Origin of the sequence: Stenomitos frigidus ULC18 (genome assembly GCF_003003795.1) — a bacterium.
In the GTDB taxonomy this organism is placed as follows: Bacteria; Cyanobacteriota; Cyanobacteriia; order Leptolyngbyales; family Leptolyngbyaceae; genus Stenomitos; species Stenomitos frigidus_A.
On the sequence record NZ_PVWK01000083.1, the window covers coordinates 107,532 to 129,781 of the forward strand.

Below are 22,250 nucleotides of genomic sequence, written 5' to 3' on the forward strand. Positions count from 1 at the left end.
ACTAGCGCAGCGTTGCGATCGCGTCCCCATCGACCAGCAAGGTATGCGTCAACAAATCTCGTACCGTAGCGGTGAGTACACGCTGGTCATTAACCTCAAATTGGACGGTGATGCGATCAACACCCACTTGTCCAGGTGGATTGAGTCGAGCCACACAGACTGCTTCCTGCTGGCGTTCTAGAGAGTGGTAGGTTTCCCGCTGGCGCAGTGGAGCACTGGTCATTCGACCTTGGGCATCGTAGGTCATCTCTGACTGAGCGATCGTGGCCACTTCGCCAATGTCAAGCCGAATCTCTGACTGTCCGTCGGTAGCCACTTGCAGCGTCAATAACTCTGCCCGCCGACAAGGGTAGCGACTCCCCTGCTTGAAAAGTGGAAAGTACGTATGGGTGCCAGCATACGGTTCCCAAAGCCGAATAGCATAGCTGTGGCGAAGATAATCATCAACACTTGCCAGCTGACTCACAGCAAGGGCACCATGCGAGACGGCCTCGAACGGCTTATCGAGCCGCACGCGCTGCCGCCCAAAGTAAGACAGCACCAGTTGCTGCACGGCAGGAATCAGGCAACTGCCACCAACGAGTAGAACTTGATCGATGTCTGCTTTACTAATCCCCTTGCCGATCGCCACTGCTAACAAGTCATCCAATGTCTGCCGCAGTTGTTCTAAAAGCTGGTGGATTTCCAGAATGGACTCGAAGCGATCGCGATCAAGTACCATTTCATAGGCCATAAACGTCTCTTCATCCAGCCAGCTTTCCTTTGCCACTTCGACGCCAGAGAGCCGAATCTTTAGTCGCTCAGCCAGGGCAAGCAGATTTTGCCAACCGACTGCGCCCACGGCCTCTCGCGACGAGCCAATTTGGTGGAGGTAGTCTTCCACAAGCCAAACATCGATGTCTTCTCCGCCAATATACGCATCAGACTTTGCCAGCACTTCAGCTCGTTGCACCGAAGCCTCATCCTCTACATCAGTTACTGTGGCAACGGTTCGTACCAGGCTCAAGTCAAGCGTTCCACCACCAAAGTCAATCACCAGCACCAGCGAACCCGGTTGTTGAACGGCATAACCCAATGCTGCAGCCGTTGCTTCATCTACCAGTTGCACAGCCGCTAAATCTAGACGCGTTGCAATCTGCCGAAACCAGCCAAGATAGCTCTCAAACGCCCCGATCGGCACGGTGAACACTACCTGCGTGGGCTGAATGTGTTGCTGAAGCAGCTGGTGCCAAAGAGCCTGCAAAAATTGCTCTGAGACAGACTCCGCAGTATAAGTATGCCCATCAATCTTGCGGGCTGGCGGCTGGAAGGCAGCGACTAAATCACGTTTGAACGCTTTGAAGAGACGATCGGGCTGAGTCAGTCCTAGCCGCTGCGATCGCACCTGCTCACCCAACATTAAATGTTCCGGGGTTTGCACAAACACCAGCGTCGGCACAACTGGAATTTCCTGTACGTCCCCTGTTTTTTTGGTCAGCTTAAACACCCGCGAAAGACCTGGAAACCTCAGTGTCTTCGGTGTCTGCGTATCCGGCTCCAAAATGCTGACGACCGTGTTGCTGGTACCAAAGTCAATGGCGATTACGGTCATGGAAGCTTGTTGGTGGGTAGAGGGAGGCAGTGGTTAGTGGTTAATAGCTGGTAGCTGGTAATCAACTCAAAACTCAAAACTTCCCCCTCACGCCTCACGCCTCACCCCTCCCGGCAGCGTCCGGCTTACTTTTGCGGGTGAGAGAATACGATCGCCCTGGCAGTAGCCAACAAAACGAATATAGACAGCTTCTCCAGTGGCAATATCGTCTGTATCAGGCTGGTGTTGTTGGGCGTTGAACGGAACCTGTTCCCAGACAGTGCCGATCGGAGTAATTTGCCAGGTTTCAAGCAAGTTCTCTAACGGGGTAAAGAGCGCCACCAGGTTGCGGGCGGGCAGATTGGGCGTTGCTTGTGCCATTTTGCATGCGCTGGGATAGTTGGTGAGCAATGGTTGCAGTTGGGCAAAGCTATCGTTCTGGAAGTCTTCGTACAGTTGCGCTTTTTGCTGCTGGAGTTCACTGCGTAGCTGTAAGCATTGCTGCTGCAACTCTGCAATTTTCGCACCAGCGTTAGAGTCAGCGGCGGTGGCTGCGATCGGCGTTTGTATGTGAACTGTCGTAGGCGTTCTAGGATTGCTTCTGACGAGACTAAGGAAACAAAGGCATATCAGCGTCAATACGCAACCGAACCAAAAGAGGTTGGGATCATCCGTCATAAAAACTGTAAAGAAATAATGTCATGGACTGTAGCCATCAGCGGTCAGCCATCAGAGCAAAGCTGATCGCTGATCCAAAAAGTACGCAGTTATTTTTTCACAAGTCCATAGCCTTAGCTCACTGACTCCGAATCTCTTTGTTGTAGCGACTGGAGTATATCTACAGTCGAGGTTTCATCACCCTCAAAATAGGCAGGCAAAAACTCCTGTGATGCCACCGTACCAAGAGCTTGTTCGATCGCCACTGTTGCTTCTGTACAGCTTATTCCAGTGGCATTGAGGACGGTTTCGGCAATGGTGCCATCTTTGGCAAGGCGATACTCAATGCGCTGATATTCAGCCATAACATGATCCTTCGGTAAGCAGACAGACGCTGAATCGCGTGCTCCTCTCATTCTGGGCTACCGCTTGGCGAGATGGCAACACAAACGATCAATCGCATCACCGCGCCTATCAATCGCTGAAGGAAAAATACCCCCAACGGGTACCATCAAAAATTTGTCACCTCGATTAAGCTAGCTCCGTAGCCAAACTAGGTTTCTTTCTAGAGGAAAACTTATGCCATCACCACAACACGGCTTTAGTGTTCGTAACGGAGACAACACGCCTCAAGGCGCATTTTCAGAGACTGGCAAATTCGGCAGGATGTTTCCGGAGCTTCCAGCTTTTACGCCGTCGATCGAAAGTCTGACAGCGCTAGGGAATGCGATGACAGATGATCGAACCGACCCGACTGATCCAGCCAGAGATCATCCAGATGGCGATAATCGCAACGTGCCAGCGGGCTTTACGTATCTGGGGCAGTTTGTTGATCATGACCTGACCTTTGACCCCACTTCTTTAAAAGAAAAGCGGGTTGATCCTCAGGCCGTCGTCAACTTCCGCACCCCCGCCCTCGATCTGGATAGCGTCTATGGCGCTGGCCCCGATGATCAACCGTACCTGTTTCAGCTTGGTGACAAAGATAAGTTCCTCATTGGCAAGAATGACGCTAGTCCTGATGCGAATGGCCCACTCAATGTCAAGGGCCGACACGATGTGCCTCGTGGTCCCAACCGGATTGCCTTGTTGGGTGATCCTCGTAACGACGAGAACTTGCTTGTAGCGCAGACCCACCTTGCGATTCTGAAGTTCCATAACAAGATTGTGGATGGACTTAAAAAACCGGCTGGAACACCTGGAGCAATCCCACGGAAAGCCGAAATCGGCAAGACCATCTTTGAGGAAGCCAGACAGTTAGTAGTTTGGCACTATCAATGGATTGTGGTGTTTGATTTCCTCGATCGCATTCTTGACCCCAATCAGGTCAATGCAGTGCTGAACGAAGGTCGCAAGTTTTATAAGTTCGATACGTTTCCGTTTATCCCGGTGGAGTTCTCGGTGGCAGCGTATCGCTTGGGTCACACCATGATCCGTAGTTCCTACGACTACAACCGTGTCTTTACCTTTAAGGACATTTCTCCCAATAGCTTTGCCCCCGCAACACTAGGTCTGCTGTTCAACTTTACAGGCAAATCCAGAAGAATGCCTCCAGATGGTCCCGGTCTGGACAATCGCTTGCCCACCAACTGGATTATTGATTGGAGACGCTTCTTTGAGATTGACCCAGCGATTAAAGTGAACCATGCCCGCAAACTTGACCCCTTTCTAGTGAACCCGCTGAAAAACTTACCCAATGTTCCAGCACCCAGTTCACTGGCTGTAAGAAACCTACTTCGAGGTCGCAGTCTGGGGCTGCCATCGGGTCAAAGCGTGGCGCGTTTCACAAACCTCAAACCCTTGAGTCCAAGTGAGATTGCGTCTGGGCCTGATGGTGCCGTTGCGAAGCGGTTTGGCTTTGATAAGGAAACACCACTCTGGTACTACATCCTTAAAGAAGCGGAAGTGCAGCAAAAGGGCTTGCGCCTGGGTGAGGTTGGTAGCCGCATCATAGCGGAAGTGTTTTTGGGTCTCTTCGAGGGCGATAGTGAATCCTTCTTTGTGCGCAATCGCCAATGGAAGCCAACCCTTCCTTCCCAAGTGCCAGGAAAGTTTACGATGGCTGACTTAATTCGATTTACGGAAGAAATTAGTCCGATCGATGGGCTCGCAGCCCCGGCCCCTGAGAACGAAAATGCCGAAGATTAATGCCGCGATCGCGACTCAATCACGGGGTTAAATGCTCACCGGTCTAAATAAGCCACCTAAACGGACTGAACATTGTTCAGTCCGTTTCACTGTGCTAAAAACCTTTAACAATTTAATTTCAATACACATTTTTGTACCTTTGGAAAGATCTATGACCGATCACTAGCCATTCTCGAAACTTTTCGTTATATTGGTTTACATAGTTTAACGAAGCTTCATCAGTGGGTTACTCAACTTCCCTTTGATAGCGCTAGTTCGTTGATTCGTAACCTTTGTCAATTTGAAGTAACTGGAACAATAATCATGACTAACGCAACAAAAGTGACCACTCCTATCGTCGAAACCGATCGCAATGCATGGAAGTTTGGCTTCACTCCCCAAGCCGAGCTCTGGAACGGTCGCCTCGCTATGATTGGCTTCTCAGCTGCACTACTAATCGAACTGTATTCCGGCCAAGGCGTTCTACATTTCTGGGGTTTACTGTAGGTCTACCTCTCAAAGCGCTCACTAGTCTCCAGGCTTCCAAAATGATGTGAGTCGTTTGTAATCTCCCTTCTATAGCTGCTGTTCTCACCCGATTCAAACGGCTGAGCAGCAGCTATTTTTGTTACTGCACTGATCTTTCAGGCACGCTCCGTGAGCAAGTGCCAAGTGCTTAGAGGAGCCAGCAGCTCACTACATCCGCTAGCATCACCGCAGCGGATGGCGCCACAGGCCTTATGCTTCCGACGTATCGACATAGCCCTGAATATTCTCAGGTTCAAACTGCCTCAAAATAGTTGTTGCTTGGCGTGTTAACGCCTCTGAACCTTTCACTACAAGTAAATATTTGCCAGCATTGAGCCGATTGCGGTAGGGAAGGGCATCGCCGCTACCTGTGACCAAACCAACGCCACCGCCTACGAAGATGCTTCCCAACGCACCCGAAGCGGCACCTAACAGCCCGCCGATGATATGGCTACCAATCTCTCCAGCCCAGGCGAACGTATCTAGATCGGTGATCAGATTGAACACATAGCCAGCAGCGAAGCCAAACGGTACCAACCAAACAGCCATGAGCTTGACCTGTTTACTTGCCTGCTGGTTGGGATCGAGCAACCCATACTCGTCTGCGCTTTTGTAGCCTTTACCGAGAATGGCAATTTTAGCCATCGGTAAGCCCTGGCTTTCTAGCTCTGAGTAAGCAGCTTCAGCCTGAATGCGATCGCTCAAGACAGCAACAAGGTAATTCATGGGAGTAACCGGCACCTAATAGGGAGAGATTAAAAAATCAAGCGATTTCGGCAAAGCGAGACTCAAAATGGCGTACTCTAGATTCTCTGTTGCATTAGCCATCTTCATCTTAAGTGAGTAAGGAAATCTTTACTTCTTCCTTGACTGGCCTTTTGGTGTGACGGCCGAATCCGAACCTTAACCCTGTTGTTCTAGAGCGCTCTGCGTTTAACCCTGACTGGTTCTTATGCCTAAAGTTCTTGTTTCTGATCCGATCGACCAGGTGGGGATCGATATCCTCTCTCAGGTGGCTCAAGTTGATGTGAAAACAGACTTGTCACCTGACGACCTGATCCACATCATTCCTGACTACGATGCTTTGATGATTCGCTCTGGTACTCGCGTCACTCAAGCGGTCATTGCAGCCGGCAATCAATTGAAAATTATTGGTCGAGCGGGCGTTGGCGTTGACAACGTGGATGTGCTGGCAGCTACCCGCAAAGGCATTGTGGTGGTGAACTCACCAGAAGGCAACACGATCGCGGCGGCTGAGCATACGCTAGCCATGATGATGGCGATGTCACGCTACATTCCCGCAGCGAACCAAGCGGTCAAAAGTAACAAGTGGGATCGCAAGCATTTCACTGGCGTTGAAGTCTACAAAAAGACGTTGGGGATTGTTGGGCTGGGCAAGATTGGTGCTCACGTTGCCACGGTTGCCCGCGCGATGGGTATGAAGCTGTTGGCCTACGATCCCTTCATCTCCCATGAACGAGCAGAGCAGCTGGGTTGCCGGATTGTCGAGATGGATGTGCTGCTGCAACAGGCAGACTACATTACGCTGCACATCCCCAAGACCGCAGAAACCACTCATCTGATTAATGCAGCCGCGATCGCGCGCATGAAGCCCACTGCACGCATCATCAACTGCGCTCGTGGTGGCATTATCGATGAAGCGGCGCTAGCAGAAGCGCTGAAAGAAGGCAAAATTGCTGGGGCAGCATTGGATGTCTACGAACAGGAGCCGTTAGGCGAATCGCCTTTGCGATCGCTCGGCAAGGAAATGGTCATGACGCCTCATCTGGGAGCCTCGACCGAAGAGGCACAGGTCAATGTGGCGATCGACGTGGCAGAGCAGATTCGGGATGTGCTGTTGGGCTTACCCGCGCGATCGGCCGTCAACATTCCCGGTTTACGCCCCGATTTGCTAGAGCAACTGCGTCCCTATTTGCAACTGGCGGAAACGCTGGGCAATCTGGTCGCTCAGCTAGCAGGTGGACGGGTTGAGTCGCTGACTGTGCGGCTACAGGGTGAATTAGCGACCAATCAAAGCCAGCCGATCGTGGTTGCAGCGCTCAAAGGTCTGCTGTCTCACGCCCTGCAAGAACGAGTTAACTACGTTAACGCCAGCCTGGAAGCAAAGGAGCGTGGTATTCGCGTCATTGAAACCCGCGACGCATCGATTAAAGACTATTCAGGCTCGCTGCATCTTTCTGCCAAAGGCTCGCTAGGCGAACATTCTGTGACTGGAGCGCTGCTGGGCGATTCGGAGATTCGCATTACCAGCGTGGATGAGTTTCCGGTTAACGTGCCACCAAACCGCTATATGCTGTTTACGCTGCACCGCGATATGCCAGGCATCATCGGCAAAATTGGCTCTTTGTTAGGCAGTTTCAACGTCAACATTGCCAGTATGCAGGTCGGGCGCAAGATTGTGCGCGGTGATGCGGTGATGGTACTAAGCATTGACGATCCCCTACCAGAACGGATTCTGGAGGAGATTTTGAAGGTGCCAGGTATTCGCGATGCCTATACGGTAACGTTGTAGCTAGTAGCTGTCAGCGATCGGCTGTCAGTCCCCTGTATCTATGGCATGGGTGACAAGATGAAGATGTCAAGACAAGCTGATGGCTAATCGCTGAACGCTGAACGCTTTTATGGCTAATAGCTGGTGGGAAATTCAGATTCTTTGTGACTCGGCGCTAGAGGAAACAATCTTTTGGCGGCTGGAGGTGTTTGGCTGTCGCGGGATGTCTAGCGAAGTCAAAGGCTACTCCTCTCTGGTGGGTGCCTATTTGCCACAGGAGCAGGCGCATGTGCTGGATCTGGCAGCATTGGCGTTGGCTCTACGCCAGGACGCTCTGTGCGTGGGGATGCCAATTCCAGCCGTACAGTGGGATTTGATTGATGAAGAAGATTGGTCAATCACCTGGAAAGAACACTGGCAACCACAGGAAATTGGCGATCGCTTCCTGATTAATCCTGCCTGGTTACCCATCCCAGAGCACACCGATCGCATCGTACTTCAGCTTGAACCAGGCGTTGCCTTTGGTACGGGTGATCATGCCACGACGCAGCTTTGCCTGGAATCGCTCGAAATGCGGTTGGGTAACAATGAGGCTGATTTAATCATTGCTGATGTCGGTTGTGGATCGGGCATTCTCTCGATCGGTGCCATTCTGCTGGGTGCCAAAAAAGCGTACGCGGTGGACATCGATCCATTGGCGGTGAAGGCAGCACGTGAGAGCCGTGACCTTAACGGCATTGCGGCAGAACGGCTGACCGTAGAACAAGGCAGCGTCGATCGTGTTGCCGAACTCATTGATGCGCCGGTGGATGGCATTGTCTGCAATATTCTTGCAGAGGTGATTATTGACCTGATCCCACAGATGACCGCGATCGCCAAACCAGAAACCTGGGGCGTGTTCAGCGGCATTCTGCTTGATCAAGCAAAACCCGTCGCCGATACCCTCGAAGAAAATGGCTGGGTGGTCGCTGCCCTGTGGAAACGGCAAGACTGGTGTTGCATGAACGTGCGGCGAACCTAGAAGGCGATCGCCCATTTCGTCAGTTGAATAGACCAGCAAAAACCCAACATCAATCGATGTTGGGTCATACATTCAATCCAATTGAAAGAGCCAGAGCGCACGACTGCCAATTATGGATTGGCGTAAAAATCGTTGCTGACTGTCAACCGCAGGTCGGCTGATGGGTCAATCAAAATGACGTTTTGGGGTGTTTGCGATTGGGGGGTAGCTTGTCCACCCGTAGCACCAGCCAGAATCGTACCCAGATCAATCTTTTGTCCCAAAATAGTTGCCAGTACAGCGCTTGTTGCCGCAGAGGTCGCCGCATCTTTGAGCGAACCGGGGCTGGTGTTTTGGGTCACAGGTTGTCCGCTAACCACCTGCGATCGTGCACTGAAAGGATACGACTGACTGCCGATCGTCACCCGTTGGGCAATAAATTGTGTGCCCAGAACCTGACCGTTGCTGGTTACTGGAATCAGTTGGCCAACAATCTCGCTGTCTCTGGGAACAACGACTTGACCTTGAGGATTCTTGAGGTCATCAACCACCCGTAGCGTCAGGTTATTGATGGTTTCGCCGGGAGTCACCACAATTTTTTGCGAACCGAGGTAGCGAATGCTAAACGATGTTCCTTGAGGCACCAGATAACGGGGATTCAGAGCTGTTTGGTTGTTCGTCGGTGTCGGATTGCTGCCTGTGGTTGGCGTACTGCCGTTGAGTCGAGCAATGTAGTTGTTGGCGCCTTCACTGGCGGCGATCGGTGCAAGCTTGCCTTGATTCACCAGCGTTTGATAAATATAAGCCGCAACATCCGCACGAGTCGCCGTTTCATTGGGGTTGAGAAAGCTGACGTTGGGGTAATTGACCACCACATTCCGCTCTGCCGCTGCCGCAACGCCACTTTTCGCATAGGCAGGGATTTCGCCGCCGTCTCTAAATGTCGCCAGAGTGGTATCGGCAGCGCGGGCGGGCGCGAAGTTCAAGCCACTGGAAAGGGCGACCAAGACCTGCACTTTCGGAATTTGCTGTTCTGGTTTGAAGGCACCATCAGGATAGCCGCTCATGAAGCCCGTTTCGTACGCTTTGCCGATCGCGGTTGCTGCCCAGTACGAGTTAGGAACATCCCCAAAGCCACGCGAAACGCGCACTGCACTGTTACTGAACGCATTTTTGACGATCGCCGCAAACTGAGCACGGGTCACGGGTGCATCGGGCTTGAACGTGCCATCGGGAAAGCCTGCAATAATTTGTCTGTCAGCCAACGTATCGATGAAGGGACGCGCCCAGTGAGAGCGGGTATCGGAAAAGTTGGCGGCACTTGCGGGCGCGGAAACCACAAACGGCGCAATGGCGCTGGAGGTGACACCTAATGCCAGCAGCACTGCACCGGTTGAAGACCAAGGACGAACATGAGACATAAAAAAACTCCGTAAACGCTGAAGCGATACTGACGAATGACACGTATTGAGCGATAGCAAAAAATCGGTTCTCCCTTGAGCGGTTGTCTAACGCTCAACGAGAATGGGTGATGCAACCGTGGCGTGTGTGTAACCTGATGACTCGGTTGCGATGGCAACGCCATTAAGCAATTAGGTATATTGACCGCAAAACGGTGACTTTGTTCCCAGAACGTTTGATTCATCTAGACTGAACCTGCCCTAAGATTCCCAATAAAAGGCAAAAAGCGATATGACACCAGTGATTGCTTGGGGGAGTCATGGGGTTGGGAGGTGGGGGGTAGGGTATCGGGTGTTGTGAATGCGAAGGCAAACGGCTGTAGGTTCTCGCGATCGCATTCTCAATGTTCTCAATGTAGACGGTTGCACTACTATCTTTTCGTGGCGCGTTCTGAAGGCAAGCAGTCGTGCCCAGAACTCGGAACGCCGAGCCTGGAACTCGACACTTGCACCTTTGACCTCGAAATATCGAGCTTAAACCTCGGAACGCCGAGCTTGGAACTCGACGGTTGCAGTTCAACACTCGAAACGCCGAGCCTGGAAGTCGATGGTTGCAGTTTAGAACTCGGAACATCGAGCTTAAATCTCGGAACGCCGAGTCTGGAACTCGATACGTGCGGTTAAGAACTCGACGCATCTTGACTCAAGCAAAAAAATTGGTGTTTAAAGTGCGATCGTTCTCCCTCGAAACAGAACGGTTCCCACTGAAAATAGGAACTATCTCGTTCAAAACAAAAATAGCCTCACTTGAAACAGAACGGTTCTTGTTTAAAGCGAGAACAGTCTCACTCAGAATAGAATCATTGCGACTTGAAAGGGCAAAGGATGCTTAAATCGTCTCCCATCAACAAAAAATAACGGTTAGTCTGGTGTTATGCCGTTGCTGTTAGCCGCTTATGACTGGATTTGAGCCACTCCTCCTGGAAGCCGCCAAGGGTTTAGCAGGACTGGTGCTGAAAACCGCCTGGGAGATGGGCAACAAACCCATTGATGAGCCGATCAAGCAGCTAATCTTTAATGCCTCGCATCGATACATTGAGAACTACGAGAAGCGGCACGGCAACCTGAAGATTGTCTGCGTGCGGATGGATGCTCCAGTTCGGCTGGATGAGGTTTACACGGCAGTTCAGCTTTTGGAACGCGCCGATGTTCGCTACTTTGAGTCGGCTGAGACGCTGCAAGACCTGTTTCGCCAGAGTGGGCGCGGGTTTGAGTTCAAAAATGCGGTACGTCAGGATGGCATTGCCGTTGCCAATCAGCATCAGTATTTGATGGTGCTGGGTGGTCCTGGTGTGGGGAAATCAACGTTCCTCCGCAAAGTGGGACTGGAGGCACTGAAACGGAAAAACGGCGCGTTTCAGCATGATTGTGTGCCCGTGTTTTTGAAATTGCAGGACTTTAAATCGAAGGAGATTGCGATCGTCGATCTCATTGTCAAAGAATTTGAGACCTGCGGCTTCCCAGAACCCAAGAAATTCACCGATGCAGCACTGGAGAAAGGTAAGCTCCTGATTCTGCTGGATGGTCTGGATGAAGTGCCGACGGAGAATTTGGATCACGCCATTGCTGAAATTGGGAATCTGGTCGATCGCTACAGCAAAAACCGCTTCATTGCCTCCTGTCGCATTGCTGCTTACAAAGGCGGTTTCCAGCGCTTCAAAGATGTGGCGATGGCTGCCTTCGACGATGCCCAAATCGAAGAATTCATCCGTCACTGGTTTCGCGCCGAGCCAGAAATCGCCACCCAATGCTGGGATTTGCTGAAGCAGTCCGAGTACGCTGCTGCTAAGGAATTGACGCAAACGCCGCTATTGCTGACTCTGCTTTGCGTTGTCTACGACGAATCGCAAGACTTCCCCAAAAATCGTGCGGCACTCCACGGCGAAGCTCTGGATGTGCTCCTCAAAAAGTGGTCAGCCGAGAAACGCCTGAAACGCGACCCTATTTACAAAGAACTCAGCCCCGAATTGGAACAATTGCTGCTGGCAGATCTTGCCCACACCACGTTTTTAGGCGATGAACTCTTCTTTTCCAAGACGTCTGCCATCTTTCACATCCGCGCGTTTCTGATGGACAACCTCAACGCACCCAAACATCTGGATGGCGAAGCGGTACTGAATGCCATTGAAGTGCAGCAGGGTATTTTAGTCGAACGAGCGAGGGATATTTACTCCTTCTCTCATCTGACCTTGCAAGAATATCTGGTGGCAAAATACATCAGCGAAGACTACCGTAGGATTGAGAAATTGGTGACAGCCCATCTCACTGATGAACGCTGGCGCGAAGTTTTCTTACTCGTTGCCGGGTTAATGGGTCGTGCCGATGATCTTCTAGAGCAGATGCAAACCCACGCCGCCATCCTCATTAACACAGATAACCTCACCACCTTAATTGCTTGGGCTGACCAAGCAACCACTGACTCAGAAAGCGCCTTTAAGCCTGTTGTCAGACGGGTAGCCGCGATTTTTCTAGCCCGTTCTCTGTTTCACTTCCTTGCTTGTGCCCTTGCCATAGCCGTTTCTCCCACCCGTTCTCTTGCCCCCTCTCCCTCCCTTGCCCTTGCTCGGTCGCTCGCCTTTTCTCTCGATCTCGCTTTTTCCTTCAAATTGGACTTCGACTTTGCCCTCGATCTTGAACGTCTCTTCGACATCGACCTTGCCCTCGACCGACTCTTCTCCGTTGCCCTCTCTGTTATCACCCAATGGGAACACATGGGAATTCTTAAAAGCGCGAATTTTTCGGTCTTAATTGCTAGTTTCAGAGTTTCCAAAGCGCAGATCTCTCATAACAATCAGAAGCCCGAAGCTGATCAAGAATTTGCCAGATGTGTTTATCAAACCGGACTGGAAGCGCTCCATCTCCAATCAGAGTGGATTGATTTGTCTGAGGAAGAAGAGAAGGCGTTAGAAAATTACTTGTATGCCAATGAACTCATGGTGCGGTGTAAGGAAGCGGCGGTGAGGGTGTCGCGGGAGACGTGGGAGGCGATCGAAGCCAGAATGTTAACGGTTCAGACCTCCGAGGTCTCTAAGACCTCGGAGGTCTAGTGCTGGCCGAACGTTATTCGATCGGAAACACATCCTTAAACAACCGTCGAATGGTTTCTCTCGCCGCGCTGAAGCCACCATCGAAGTAGATGCCACCAATCACCGCTTCCAGGCTTTCGGCAAGCACATAGGGTTGGTCGTAGGCACGCTGCTGCTTTTCGCCAATGCCCAGTTTCAGCACATAGCCAATGCCTAACGCCAAGCTAATTCTGGCGAGATTTTCTTCACGTTCCAGCTCAATTTTTCTTACTGTGATATCCTGCCGCGTCGCAGAGCCTGACCGAATCAGCAGTTCTGTCAGCACGGTCTTGAGGACAGCATCACCCAGCGTGCGATAAATTTCCTGGTCGTCGCACTCCTGGTTTTTTTGACGTTGCTCTAACGCATATGCTTTGCGAGTCAGTGCTCGTGTCAGAATGCGTTTATCGAAAAAGAAATAACCCAGTTGTTCTTCAAGTGCGGTAGACATGTTGGTTGAAGGGATAAAGGCTGAAGGATAAAGGATAAAAGTTTAGTTAGTGGTCAGCGATTAGTAGTCAGGGGGCAAAATTAACTCAAAACTCTCTAGCGCGGCAGCACGCATGCTACTCAAAACTCTCTTTCCGCTATTCTCATCCTTTAGCCTTCATACCTTATCCTTTATCCTTCAGCCTTTATCCTTTAGCCTTTCCCCCCATGCTTCACGGCTTCATTCCGCCCGATCGCTTCTTTGCGTACCTGACCTGGACAGACATTCAGGCTATGCCAGACAAAGACAATGTGGTGATTCTTCAACCTGTGGGGGCGATCGAGCAGCATGGGCCCCATTTGCCGTTGGTGGTGGATGCGGCGATCGGGCAAGCGGTCATTGGCAAGGCACTGCAACAGCTACCTGCTAGTGTGCCCGCTTATGCGCTGCCCTCACTGTACTATGGCAAGTCAAACGAACACTGGCATTTTCCAGGCACCATAACGCTAAGCGCCCAAACCTTAATCGCCACGCTGATGGAAGTGGGCGACAGCCTTTATCGATCGGGCTTCCGCAAGCTGGCGTTTGTCAATGCCCACGGTGGACAACCTCAAATCATTGAAATTGTGGCGAGAGATCTCCGTCAACGTTACGACGATTTCATTGTCTTGCCGCTGTTTACCTGGCGAGTGCCAAACATTGCGAGTGAGCTACTGACGGAAAAGGAACAGACGCTAGGCATTCATGCAGGCGATGCGGAAACCAGTCTGCTGCTGTCGATCTTGCCCGATCAGGTGAAGATGGATCGAGCCGTCGCGTCCTATCCCCAAGGTTTGCCAGATGACAGCCTGCTGAGTATGGAAGGAAACCTGCCGTTTGCCTGGATGACGCGAGATCTCAGCCCCAACGGGGTACTGGGCGATCCAACCACCGCTACAAAGGAGAAGGGCGATCGTATTTTGGCATCGCTGGCTGACGGCTGGGTGCAGACCATTAAAGATATCCATCGCTTCCAACAACCGCAGGCATGGAAGACGTGAGACCAAGAAACCGGGTTTCTGCACCAAAATTATTCAAACAGCCGGAAATAGGGATACTGGACGGGCGCACCGGGTTCTTTATCCAGATCAAAGTTGATGACGTCCCAGCAAGGATCATCTTTCGGATCAGGGCTAAATTCGACAGGCAGACCGTAAAGACGGGGACGTTGCGTATCAGACTGTCCACGCCAAGGAGTGCTGCGCTCCAGATAGGTGCTCACCAGGTCTTGATAGCGGCGGGCGATAATCACGCGCGTGGCTCGATAGCCCTGCGTATAGAGACGATCGAGGGCTTCGTGAATCTCAAACCGGATGCCATCAGGATGGGTATGTTGGCGATACCATTCATTTTCCCACCGTCGCCAGTGCCGTCCAGACTGAAGATGCACCAGTTCGCCGGTCTTAGGATCTGACTCAAAGGCACCATGTCGCTGGCACAGATAGGTATCAGTGAGCGTCAAAGCCGGAATGGTTTGGCGGCAGTGAGGGCACTGAATCTCCGGCCCAAAGATTGGGTATTGCAAGCCAAGGTTAGTCATCAAGGGCGGATATGCCTGTTCGTATCGTCACTGCCAGTGGCTTTATTATACTCTTTAGGCAATTACCTCCCCTATAGGCAATGCCACATCATTTATTTGGTGCTGCTGCGCTGGGGGAGAAAGCGGAGGCAAAGTGCAAGGAAGTGTTGAGCTTCCTGCGTTGCAGCAAGGCTATTAGGACTTACGCATTTGCCCCCAACCCCCAATTCTGGGGGCTTTAAGAGGCTCGGCCCCCCAGAATTGGGGGCTAAGAGGGCCAAATCTGACAGCTTTTGCGTCAGTCCTGACCATTCATTCTTTATAGTCATCACTCACCGTGACCAACCAACCGCAGCAGCACCCGCCTTTTTGGGCACCACCCGATCGTTCGCAAGCCGCCTTTGTTGCAGCCAACGCCACCGTGATCGGACGAGTGACGATCGCCACTGGAGCCAGCATCTGGTACGGAGCCGTTGTGCGCGGTGATGTGGAGCAGATCATCATTGGCGAGTGTACCAATATCCAGGATGGCGCGATCTTACATGGCGATCCAGGCAAGCCAACCGTTTTAGAGGATTACGTCACGGTAGGGCATCGTGCGGTGATTCATAGCGCCCACGTGGAGCGCGGTTGCCTGATTGGGATCGGTGCCATTGTGTTGGATGGCGTACGGGTTGGTGCAGGCAGCATTGTGGGTGCAGGAGCCGTCGTGACGAAAGATGTGCCCGCGCGATCGCTTGTCGTTGGCATTCCTGGAAAAATCGTACGGCAGCTTACAGACGATGAAGCTGCAGACCTGATTGACCATGCCAAACGTTACGAAACGTTAGCGCTGGTTCATGCGGGCAAAGGCACTGATTTGGGATTTACGCCTGAGGGCTAGGAAAACTTGACCATTTGAGTTAAAAATAGAATATGAGAATCATTCAAAAATCTTTAAATGAGAGGCTCCGGACATGGACATTGATCTACGCATAGCTGTCGTTCTACTTCCTCTTGCTGCTGCTGCTGGTTGGGCCTTCTTCAACATTGGTCAGGCCGCGATTAAGCAATTCCAGGGTTTCAACTCCAAATAGCCTCAAGCCTCACGGCTGCAAGGTTTGACTGAGAGCGATCGCCTTCTTTAAAAGGCGATCGCTTTTGTTTAGGGAAGGAATCATTGAAACGAGGTAAAGGCGTCCTTCATCAGGTTTCTAGTCCCTTTCGTGGACGTTGCGCAGTGAGACCGTGCGTTTCAATCACGTGCAGGATGGCAATGGAGCGGCGAGAATTTGGACACCAAACATCTTACGATCGAAGGCTCGCGCGTGAGGCTCCGAACCTCGCTGACGAGCCTTTGGAACCCAACAATGAGTCTTTGAACCTCGCTGACGAGTCTTTAGGACTCGATAATGGGTGTTGAAGGCTCACTGACGAGTGTTGGAGACTCGCTAATGAGTCTTTAGGACTCACTGACGAGTATTGGAGAGTCAACGACGAGTGTTTGGCACTCAATCACGAGTATTAGAGACTGGCTGACGAGGATCAGAAACTCATTCACGAGTATCAGAGACTCATTCACGAGTATCAGAGACTCGCTGACGAGTGTTGAAGACTCATTCACGAGTATCAGAGACTCATTCGCGAGTGTCTGAGGTGCGTGCGTGCGGTGTGCAGGTGCGGCGAGGAGGGTTTGCAGGTGGCTGGCGAGGAGGAGAGAAACCGGGTTTCTAAGCCTGGTCTGGAGGCTCAACGGCATTGCTTCGTAGAGAAACCCGGTTCTGACCCCACTAATGCTACAGGCTACCGAGAGAGGAACCGCCATAGTTTTTGGAGCCGATTTTCTTAGTTGCTGTTCTCAGATGCAAGTTTCGATCGCAACCCTTCAAGGTTTTCACGCCGACTAAGCGTTTTAGGGTGGTTCTCACCCAGTAGCCGATTACCCATTTCCAGCGCCTGTACATATAGCGGTTCGGCTTCGCTGTAGCGTCCCTGTGACTCATAGAGATATGCCAGGTTGTTAAGGCGTGTTGCCACTTTGGGATGGTCTTCTCCCAGCAGCCGTTTGTCCATTTCCAGCGCCTGCAGGCAAAGCGGTTCGGCTTCGCTGTAGCGTCCCTGTGACTCATAGAGATATGCCAGGTTGTTGAGACTGGTTGCCACATCGGGATGGTCTTCTCCCAGCAGCCGTTTACTCATCTCCAGCGCCTGCAGGCAAAGCGGTTCGGCTTCGCTGTAGCGTCCCTGCGATGCGTAGAGATTTGCCAGGTTGTTAAGGCGTGTTGCCACTTTGGGATGGTCTTCTCCCAGCAGCCGTTTGTCCATTTCCAGCGCTTGCAGGTAGAGCGGTTCAGCTTCGCTGTAGCGTCCCTGCGATTCGTAGAGGGATGCCAGGTTGTTAAGGCGTGTTGCCACATCGGGATGGTCGTCACCCAGCAGCCATTTGCTCATTTCCAGCGCCTGCACGTACAGCGGTTCGGCTTCGCTATAGCGTCCCTGCGAGTCGTAGAGAGATGCCAGGTTGTTGAGGTCGGTTGCCACAGCAGGATGGTCTTCTCCCAGCAAACGTTTGTTCATTTCCAGCGCTTGCAGGTACAGCGGTTCGGCTTCGCTATAGCGTCCCTGCGATTCGTAGAGTAATGCCAGGTTGTTGAGACTGATTGCCACATCGGGGTGGTCTTCACCCAGCAGTCGTTTCCTCATGTCTAACGTTCGTAAGTAGAGCGCTTCGGCTTTGCTGTAGTTGCCCTGATCCTTGTAGAGTAGACCGAGCCAACCCAGGCTATCTGCCAGGTCTATCTCCTGTCCCAGTTCGGTTTGTAAGTCTGCGGCTTTTTGGAAGTAGCCGATCGCTTCTCCCATCTCCTGCTGATAGTCGATCGCCTCTCCTCGTTGCAGCCTGCCTGCATAGATTTGTCCCATCTGGCTATACAGGTTTGCCAGCAGGGGGTCTTTAGGCTGGTTTGCCTCCGTTTGGGCAATCAGCGCTTTCAGATCTTCCAGGGGCAGCAGGTGATCGTCGTCTGCCGATAAGTTCAAGTCGTCGAGGACGGGACGGATTGCCTCAATCTGGCTGCTTCGCACCGCACCCGATTTCCGCGAGGTGAAGCGAAACACGCCTTTGCGCCAGCTCCAGAAGTCGGGGGCATGGCGTGCCAACTGTCCCAAAAGCTGGTGCGTCACCCAGAGGACGATGGGGAAGTGAAAGTCGCGCAATGCCTCCCGCGTCCACTGGAGGTAGCCGAAGAAAATCTCTTGCTCGGAGCGTTCCTCGCCCAGCTTGAGGAAGAAAAGCTGCTCGGTTCCGGTGATGGTGACAACCGCTCTACCGCCATTGCGGAGATACTCGTCGTCCTGGACTTTCGCTCGGATGGTCTGGGTGAGGCTGGGTTCGACACGCTGAATCGGTAAGCGATAGTTGCGGATGTCAGGGGCGAGTTCGGCTTCGTAGCGGCTGATGATGTCGTCCCGCAGGCGGCTGTCATCGCAGACGGCAAGCAGCAGGCTCAAGGTGCCTTCGCCAGCTTCAATGCTGACGATCAACTCGTCGTAAGCCTCTTCGTTTTGCTCGTCGGGGTCTACCCGGTTTGCCCCAGTCATCTAGATTAAGTCCCGATCGCTCAACAGTTCCACAACGATCGGATGCACGTCGTACCAGACCTTGCGGTTACGATACTCCAGCACATGGAGTCCGTGTAGTAAGTCCAAAAATTCTTTCTGAGTCGGGTCATCGGGCAGGAATTCGGTGTAAACCTGCTGGAGAATGGCGTAGTCCAACTTGCCGAGCCGTAGCGCAAAATCGTTTCGCAGCTTATTCACTGCTTCGTCGAGAACCTTCTCATCAATGGTGATCGCTTGGCGGGTGGGTTCGCGCCGAATTTGCAGGAGACAGCGCCGACAGGATTCGGTAGCAATGCGAATGAGTTCGCGCAGTACGCCACCACTGTAGAAAATGAGCGTTTCAGCAACGGCGCGATCGAGCAACTGATCGGGAATGCGTTTGTGCAGAATGGCACACAAAAGATCCAGCACCTCTGGCTTGGGTTTGGCGTGAGGATTGTGTGCCTCTGCCTGGGGCAGCAGCTTCAACACAGGCATATTCACGATGCGGTTATTCATCTCCGACTCCACCATCGGTAGAATCTCTTTGTCCCGTAGTGCTGCGATCGGAATGGTGTAGATGATGTGGAACGCAGGCAAACACAGCGCTTTGATATTGTCCTTAAAGATGGGTTTGACGACGGCTAAATCCAGCTTATCCAGATCATCAATGATCACCAGGATGGTTTCTTTTTTTGCCGCTGTTCTCAACGCCGCCGCAATGATGTTGAGCTGTGCAACGAGTTCAGAGGCGTTCCGTTCAAACTTCTGCTTGATTTCTTTGCGCGTACCTGCGTTCGTCAGCAGCTTGAGTTGAATGACTTCTAACAGATTGACGTTGACGGAGGCTTCCCCTTTGAGTTCTTTTACATCGGTTTGGGTTTGCTCTGCCAGCCAGCGATGGATCACCGCTTGCGTCGATTTTGGAATCGGAATCTGACTCGTTTCAGCGGCAAGCATTAGCTTCACGGCGATCGCAAACAGGATATTCACATGATCGATATCCGAGTTCTCGACCGTATCTGCGATGGAAAACATCACGACCACATAGCGATCGGCGAGTTCTGGGCTGCGGCTCAATGCCGACAGCAGTGTTGATTTGCCACAGCCCCGGTGCCCCGAAAAGACAACCTTGCTGTCAGCCGTATCGCTATCCACAATCAGTTGCACTAACTGATCCAGAATGTCCTCGCTGTAGTCCACATGGAAGCGAGCCAGAGACTCCGGGTCAAGCAATGGTCCCAGTTCGAGATTGCGGTAGGCGGTTTGAAACGCGGTCAGTAGTGGTTCAGCCATGAATAGGTGCGATCGGGATGCATACTCTATCATCCTCTATGCTTCAGAGGGTATCGCACTTTGCCTCAAAAGATTTGCCCCAAAACAGCTGTAGGGACGGTCCATGGAACGTCCCTACAAAAGGAATCTGGCAATTAGATTAGGTTTAGGACTTACGCACTTGCCCCCTTAAATCCCCCAATTCTGGGGGACTTTGATGTTCTTGCTCCCCCAGAATTGCGGGTTGGGGGGCGAATTCTGATTCATCTGCGTAAGTCCTGAGATTGTGTCTAACAACCAACAACCATCCCTATCCCACAGCGGCGGCTTCCCGTGCTGCTGCTGCCTCATCGGGGTGAATGCCCAGACGAGTGAGGTTCACACGTCCCCGGTTGTCGATTTCGCGCACCTTAACGATCACTTCATCGCCAAGATTTACTTCATCTTCCACCTTGCCCACGCGGTAGTCAGCCAGTTGCGAGATGTGGATCATGCCTTCTTTGCCGGGAAGGAACTCAACAAACGCGCCGATCGGAATGACCCGTGTCACTCTACCAACATACACATCACCCTGGTTGAGCTTGCGCGTCATGCCCTGGATGATGCTGCGTGCCTTCTTCGCCGATTCGCCATCGACCGACGAAATCGTGACAATACCAGTGTCTTCGATGTCGATCTTCGCGCCCGTTTCCTCGGTAATCCCTTTGATGGTCTTACCACCAGGCCCAATGATCATGCCGATCATGTCAGGATCGATTTTAATGGTCAGCAGGCGAGGTGCAAACAGCGACATCTCGGCACGTGGCTGGTTGATTGCCTCCAGCATCTTCGACAGGATGTGCAGTCGGGCAGGCTTGGCTTCGTTGATTGCTTGCGCGATAACCGCTAACGGTAGACCGTTGAGCTTCATGTCAAGCTGGAGTGCTGTGATACCTGTATCCGTACCTGCCACTTTGAAGTCCATGTCGCCAAGGAAGTCTTCAATGCCCTGAATGTCTGTCAGGATGCGGATTTCTTCGCCTTCTTTGATCAGACCCATCGCCGCCCCGCTCACCGGCTTGGTAATGGGCACGCCTGCATCCATCAGCGCCAGGGTGGAGCCAGACACCGAACCCATTGAGGTCGAGCCATTAGACGACAGCACTTCGGAGACGACCCGCAGCACGTAGGGGAAGTCTTCTTTCGTTGGCAGGACGGGAATGAGTGCACGTTCTGCCAGGGCACCGTGACCCACTTCACGGCGACCGGGGGTTCGCATGGGGCGTGTTTCACCCACGGAATAGGGTGGGAAGTTGTAGTGGTGCAGGTAGCGCTTCTTCTCATCGGGATGGAGGTCATCCATTTCCTGCGCATCACCAGGCGTACCTAGTGTCACAACCGACAAGACTTGCGTTAGTCCCCGGTTAAACAAGCCACTGCCATGTACGCGTGGTGGTAAGACACCGACCCGACAGGAAATCGGACGCACTTCATCCAGCTTGCGACCGTCTACTCGAATTTTGTCTTCGATCACCTGACGTCGCATGAGCGTTTTGGTGACTTCTTTGAAGGTGTTGCTCAACGCTTTGGGCGCTTTTGCAGCTGCCAGTTTGACCGGATCTTCAGCGGGAAGTTCGGCGATCGCGGCTACAACCGATGCCTTGATTTCGTCCAGCGCCGTATCCCGCACTGCCTTATCTTTCTCAAAGCGACCCAACACTTCTTTCACTGGTTGTGTGACGCGCTCTTTGATGAAATTTTCGAGCGTCAAATCAACTTCGGGCGGTTCTTCTTTGACCTGTTCAATGCCCAGTTCCTTCAGCAAGTCCAACTGTGCCTGAATCAAATCGCGCACGGCTTCGTAGCCAAAGTCGATCGCCTCAATGATGTCTTGCTCTGGCAACTGGTTTGCGCCCGCTTCAACCATGATCACACCATCGGGCGTGCCTGCTACAACGAGATCTAAATCACCCGCTTCGATTTCACTGAAGGTAGGGTTGATGACGAAATCATCGCCGACCAAGCCAACGCGTACGGCTGCCATGGGCCCGTTAAACGGTAGCTTTGCCAGCAAGACGGCGATCGAGGCTCCGGTCACTGCGAGCACATCGGGGGGCACCCGATCGTCCATCGACATCGTGGTTGCAACCACTTGAATATCATCCCGCAACCAGCCTGGAAACAGAGGACGCAAGGGGCGATCGATCAAACGACTGGTCAATGTAGCGCGTTCTGGCGGACGACCTTCACGTCTTAAAAAGCCACCGGGAATACGCCCAGCCGCATACAAGCGTTCTTCGTAATCAACTAACAACGGGAGGAAATCAATCCCTTCTCTTCCAGCAGCGCGCGTTGCAGTGACCAAAACAGCAGTGTCTTCCGATTCAATGAGGACGGTTCCTCCTGCCTGTGGAGCGAGTAAACCAACCTTCAGCCGGATATCCCTACCATCAAAGGATATCGACTTCTCAAACTCTTTCATGTATTGTGTTATCCTTCTTTGTCGCTCT

Annotated in this window: 18 protein-coding genes; 8 read left to right on the forward strand and 10 right to left on the reverse strand. The window is 52.3% G+C overall.

What is annotated here, in order from left to right:
* Position 1: 1 nt before the first annotated feature.
* From C7B82_RS14670 to C7B82_RS14680, 3 genes are all read right to left on the reverse strand, one after another.
* Complete coding sequence (locus tag C7B82_RS14670) at positions 2 to 1,591, reverse strand: Hsp70 family protein (RefSeq protein WP_106257024.1); 1,590 nt, start codon at positions 1,589 to 1,591, stop codon at positions 2 to 4.
* Between the two features lie 87 nt (positions 1,592 to 1,678).
* Positions 1,679 to 2,248: a nucleotide exchange factor GrpE gene (locus C7B82_RS14675; RefSeq protein WP_106257025.1), complete on the reverse strand. Its 570-nt coding sequence runs from the start codon at positions 2,246 to 2,248 to the stop codon at positions 1,679 to 1,681.
* Positions 2,249 to 2,361: 113 nt separating this feature from the next.
* Positions 2,362 to 2,592 carry a DUF2997 domain-containing protein gene (locus C7B82_RS14680; RefSeq protein ID WP_106257026.1) on the reverse strand — a complete coding sequence of 77 codons (231 nt, stop codon included), beginning with the start codon at positions 2,590 to 2,592 and terminating at the stop codon, positions 2,362 to 2,364.
* Positions 2,593 to 2,806: 214 nt separating this feature from the next.
* On the opposite strand from C7B82_RS14680, the gene C7B82_RS14685 reads away from it, so the two are divergent.
* Positions 2,807 to 4,375 (forward strand): peroxidase family protein, encoded by a 1,569-nt coding sequence (locus C7B82_RS14685; RefSeq protein ID WP_106257027.1) that lies wholly within the window; start codon positions 2,807 to 2,809, stop codon positions 4,373 to 4,375.
* A gap of 303 nt (positions 4,376 to 4,678) precedes the next feature.
* Positions 4,679 to 4,861, forward strand: a complete 183-nt coding sequence (locus C7B82_RS14690; protein ID WP_106257028.1) for a chlorophyll a/b-binding protein — start codon at positions 4,679 to 4,681, stop codon at positions 4,859 to 4,861.
* A gap of 231 nt (positions 4,862 to 5,092) precedes the next feature.
* Here C7B82_RS14690 and C7B82_RS14695 read toward each other — a convergent pair whose 3' ends face one another.
* The gene (locus tag C7B82_RS14695) at positions 5,093 to 5,608 is read right to left on the reverse strand and encodes a hypothetical protein (protein WP_106257029.1); all 516 of its coding nucleotides are present in this window, start codon (positions 5,606 to 5,608) and stop codon (positions 5,093 to 5,095) included.
* 226 nt (positions 5,609 to 5,834) lie between these two features.
* Here C7B82_RS14695 and serA point away from each other — a divergent pair, with 226 nt between their 5' ends.
* Both serA and prmA read left to right on the forward strand, forming a co-directional pair.
* Positions 5,835 to 7,415: a phosphoglycerate dehydrogenase gene (gene serA / locus C7B82_RS14700; protein ID WP_106257030.1), complete on the forward strand. Its 1,581-nt coding sequence runs from the start codon at positions 5,835 to 5,837 to the stop codon at positions 7,413 to 7,415.
* A 109-nt stretch (positions 7,416 to 7,524) separates the two neighbouring features.
* Positions 7,525 to 8,415: a 50S ribosomal protein L11 methyltransferase gene (gene prmA / locus C7B82_RS14705; protein ID WP_106257031.1), complete on the forward strand. Its 891-nt coding sequence runs from the start codon at positions 7,525 to 7,527 to the stop codon at positions 8,413 to 8,415.
* A gap of 110 nt (positions 8,416 to 8,525) precedes the next feature.
* On the opposite strand, the gene C7B82_RS14710 is transcribed toward prmA, so the two are convergent.
* Complete coding sequence (locus tag C7B82_RS14710; RefSeq protein WP_106257032.1) at positions 8,526 to 9,815, reverse strand: S-layer homology domain-containing protein; 1,290 nt, start codon at positions 9,813 to 9,815, stop codon at positions 8,526 to 8,528.
* A gap of 935 nt (positions 9,816 to 10,750) precedes the next feature.
* Here C7B82_RS14710 and C7B82_RS14715 point away from each other — a divergent pair.
* Positions 10,751 to 12,901: an NACHT domain-containing protein gene (locus C7B82_RS14715; RefSeq protein ID WP_106257033.1), complete on the forward strand. Its 2,151-nt coding sequence runs from the start codon at positions 10,751 to 10,753 to the stop codon at positions 12,899 to 12,901.
* A gap of 13 nt (positions 12,902 to 12,914) precedes the next feature.
* On the opposite strand, the gene C7B82_RS14720 is transcribed toward C7B82_RS14715, so the two are convergent.
* On the reverse strand, positions 12,915 to 13,370 hold the full coding sequence (locus C7B82_RS14720; protein WP_106257034.1) for a ribonuclease III domain-containing protein: 456 nt from the start codon (positions 13,368 to 13,370) through the stop codon (positions 12,915 to 12,917).
* Between the two features lie 206 nt (positions 13,371 to 13,576).
* Here C7B82_RS14720 and C7B82_RS14725 point away from each other — a divergent pair, with 206 nt between their 5' ends.
* Positions 13,577 to 14,389 (forward strand): creatininase family protein, encoded by an 813-nt coding sequence (locus C7B82_RS14725; protein WP_106257035.1) that lies wholly within the window; start codon positions 13,577 to 13,579, stop codon positions 14,387 to 14,389.
* A gap of 29 nt (positions 14,390 to 14,418) precedes the next feature.
* On the opposite strand, the gene C7B82_RS14730 is transcribed toward C7B82_RS14725, so the two are convergent.
* On the reverse strand, positions 14,419 to 14,928 hold the full coding sequence (locus C7B82_RS14730) for a TIGR02652 family protein (RefSeq protein WP_106257036.1): 510 nt from the start codon (positions 14,926 to 14,928) through the stop codon (positions 14,419 to 14,421).
* Positions 14,929 to 15,244: 316 nt separating this feature from the next.
* Between C7B82_RS14730 and C7B82_RS14735 the strand changes: the two genes are divergently transcribed.
* Together C7B82_RS14735 and C7B82_RS14740 are read left to right on the forward strand one after the other, a co-directional pair.
* Positions 15,245 to 15,790, forward strand: a complete 546-nt coding sequence (locus C7B82_RS14735) for a gamma carbonic anhydrase family protein (protein ID WP_106257037.1) — start codon at positions 15,245 to 15,247, stop codon at positions 15,788 to 15,790.
* A 73-nt stretch (positions 15,791 to 15,863) separates the two neighbouring features.
* On the forward strand, positions 15,864 to 15,983 hold the full coding sequence (locus C7B82_RS14740; RefSeq protein ID WP_106257038.1) for a photosystem II protein Y: 120 nt from the start codon (positions 15,864 to 15,866) through the stop codon (positions 15,981 to 15,983).
* A gap of 748 nt (positions 15,984 to 16,731) precedes the next feature.
* On the opposite strand, the gene C7B82_RS14750 is transcribed toward C7B82_RS14740, so the two are convergent.
* From C7B82_RS14750 to C7B82_RS14760, 3 genes are all read right to left on the reverse strand, one after another.
* A complete protein-coding gene (locus C7B82_RS14750; protein WP_106257039.1) occupies positions 16,732 to 18,486 on the reverse strand; it encodes a tetratricopeptide repeat protein in 1,755 nt (584 codons plus the stop codon).
* Positions 18,487 to 19,782 carry a P-loop NTPase fold protein gene (locus C7B82_RS14755; RefSeq protein WP_106257040.1) on the reverse strand — a complete coding sequence of 432 codons (1,296 nt, stop codon included), beginning with the start codon at positions 19,780 to 19,782 and terminating at the stop codon, positions 18,487 to 18,489.
* 289 nt (positions 19,783 to 20,071) lie between these two features.
* Positions 20,072 to 22,222 carry a polyribonucleotide nucleotidyltransferase gene (locus C7B82_RS14760; protein ID WP_106257041.1) on the reverse strand — a complete coding sequence of 717 codons (2,151 nt, stop codon included), beginning with the start codon at positions 22,220 to 22,222 and terminating at the stop codon, positions 20,072 to 20,074.
* Between the last annotated feature and the right edge of the window lie 28 nt (positions 22,223 to 22,250).

What these genes read in the sequence shown, in the direction of transcription:
- prmA (WP_106257031.1), top strand. Translation starts at nt 7,525, where the DNA reads ATGGCTAATAGCTGGTGGGAAATTCAGATTCTTTGTGACTCGGCGCTA.
- C7B82_RS14755 (WP_106257040.1), bottom strand. Translation starts at nt 19,782, where the DNA reads ATGGCTGAACCACTACTGACCGCGTTTCAAACCGCCTACCGCAATCTC.
- C7B82_RS14715 (WP_106257033.1), top strand. Translation starts at nt 10,751, where the DNA reads ATGACTGGATTTGAGCCACTCCTCCTGGAAGCCGCCAAGGGTTTAGCA.
- serA (WP_106257030.1), top strand. Translation starts at nt 5,835, where the DNA reads ATGCCTAAAGTTCTTGTTTCTGATCCGATCGACCAGGTGGGGATCGAT.
- C7B82_RS14695 (WP_106257029.1), bottom strand. Translation starts at nt 5,608, where the DNA reads ATGAATTACCTTGTTGCTGTCTTGAGCGATCGCATTCAGGCTGAAGCT.
- C7B82_RS14730 (WP_106257036.1), bottom strand. Translation starts at nt 14,928, where the DNA reads ATGACTAACCTTGGCTTGCAATACCCAATCTTTGGGCCGGAGATTCAG.
- C7B82_RS14690 (WP_106257028.1), top strand. Translation starts at nt 4,679, where the DNA reads ATGACTAACGCAACAAAAGTGACCACTCCTATCGTCGAAACCGATCGC.
- C7B82_RS14670 (WP_106257024.1), bottom strand. Translation starts at nt 1,591, where the DNA reads ATGACCGTAATCGCCATTGACTTTGGTACCAGCAACACGGTCGTCAGC.
- C7B82_RS14710 (WP_106257032.1), bottom strand. Translation starts at nt 9,815, where the DNA reads ATGTCTCATGTTCGTCCTTGGTCTTCAACCGGTGCAGTGCTGCTGGCA.
- C7B82_RS14685 (WP_106257027.1), top strand. Translation starts at nt 2,807, where the DNA reads ATGCCATCACCACAACACGGCTTTAGTGTTCGTAACGGAGACAACACG.
- C7B82_RS14725 (WP_106257035.1), top strand. Translation starts at nt 13,577, where the DNA reads ATGCTTCACGGCTTCATTCCGCCCGATCGCTTCTTTGCGTACCTGACC.
- C7B82_RS14760 (WP_106257041.1), bottom strand. Translation starts at nt 22,222, where the DNA reads ATGAAAGAGTTTGAGAAGTCGATATCCTTTGATGGTAGGGATATCCGG.
- C7B82_RS14720 (WP_106257034.1), bottom strand. Translation starts at nt 13,370, where the DNA reads ATGTCTACCGCACTTGAAGAACAACTGGGTTATTTCTTTTTCGATAAA.
- C7B82_RS14675 (WP_106257025.1), bottom strand. Translation starts at nt 2,248, where the DNA reads ATGACGGATGATCCCAACCTCTTTTGGTTCGGTTGCGTATTGACGCTG.
- C7B82_RS14740 (WP_106257038.1), top strand. Translation starts at nt 15,864, where the DNA reads ATGGACATTGATCTACGCATAGCTGTCGTTCTACTTCCTCTTGCTGCT.
- C7B82_RS14680 (WP_106257026.1), bottom strand. Translation starts at nt 2,592, where the DNA reads ATGGCTGAATATCAGCGCATTGAGTATCGCCTTGCCAAAGATGGCACC.
- C7B82_RS14750 (WP_106257039.1), bottom strand. Translation starts at nt 18,486, where the DNA reads ATGACTGGGGCAAACCGGGTAGACCCCGACGAGCAAAACGAAGAGGCT.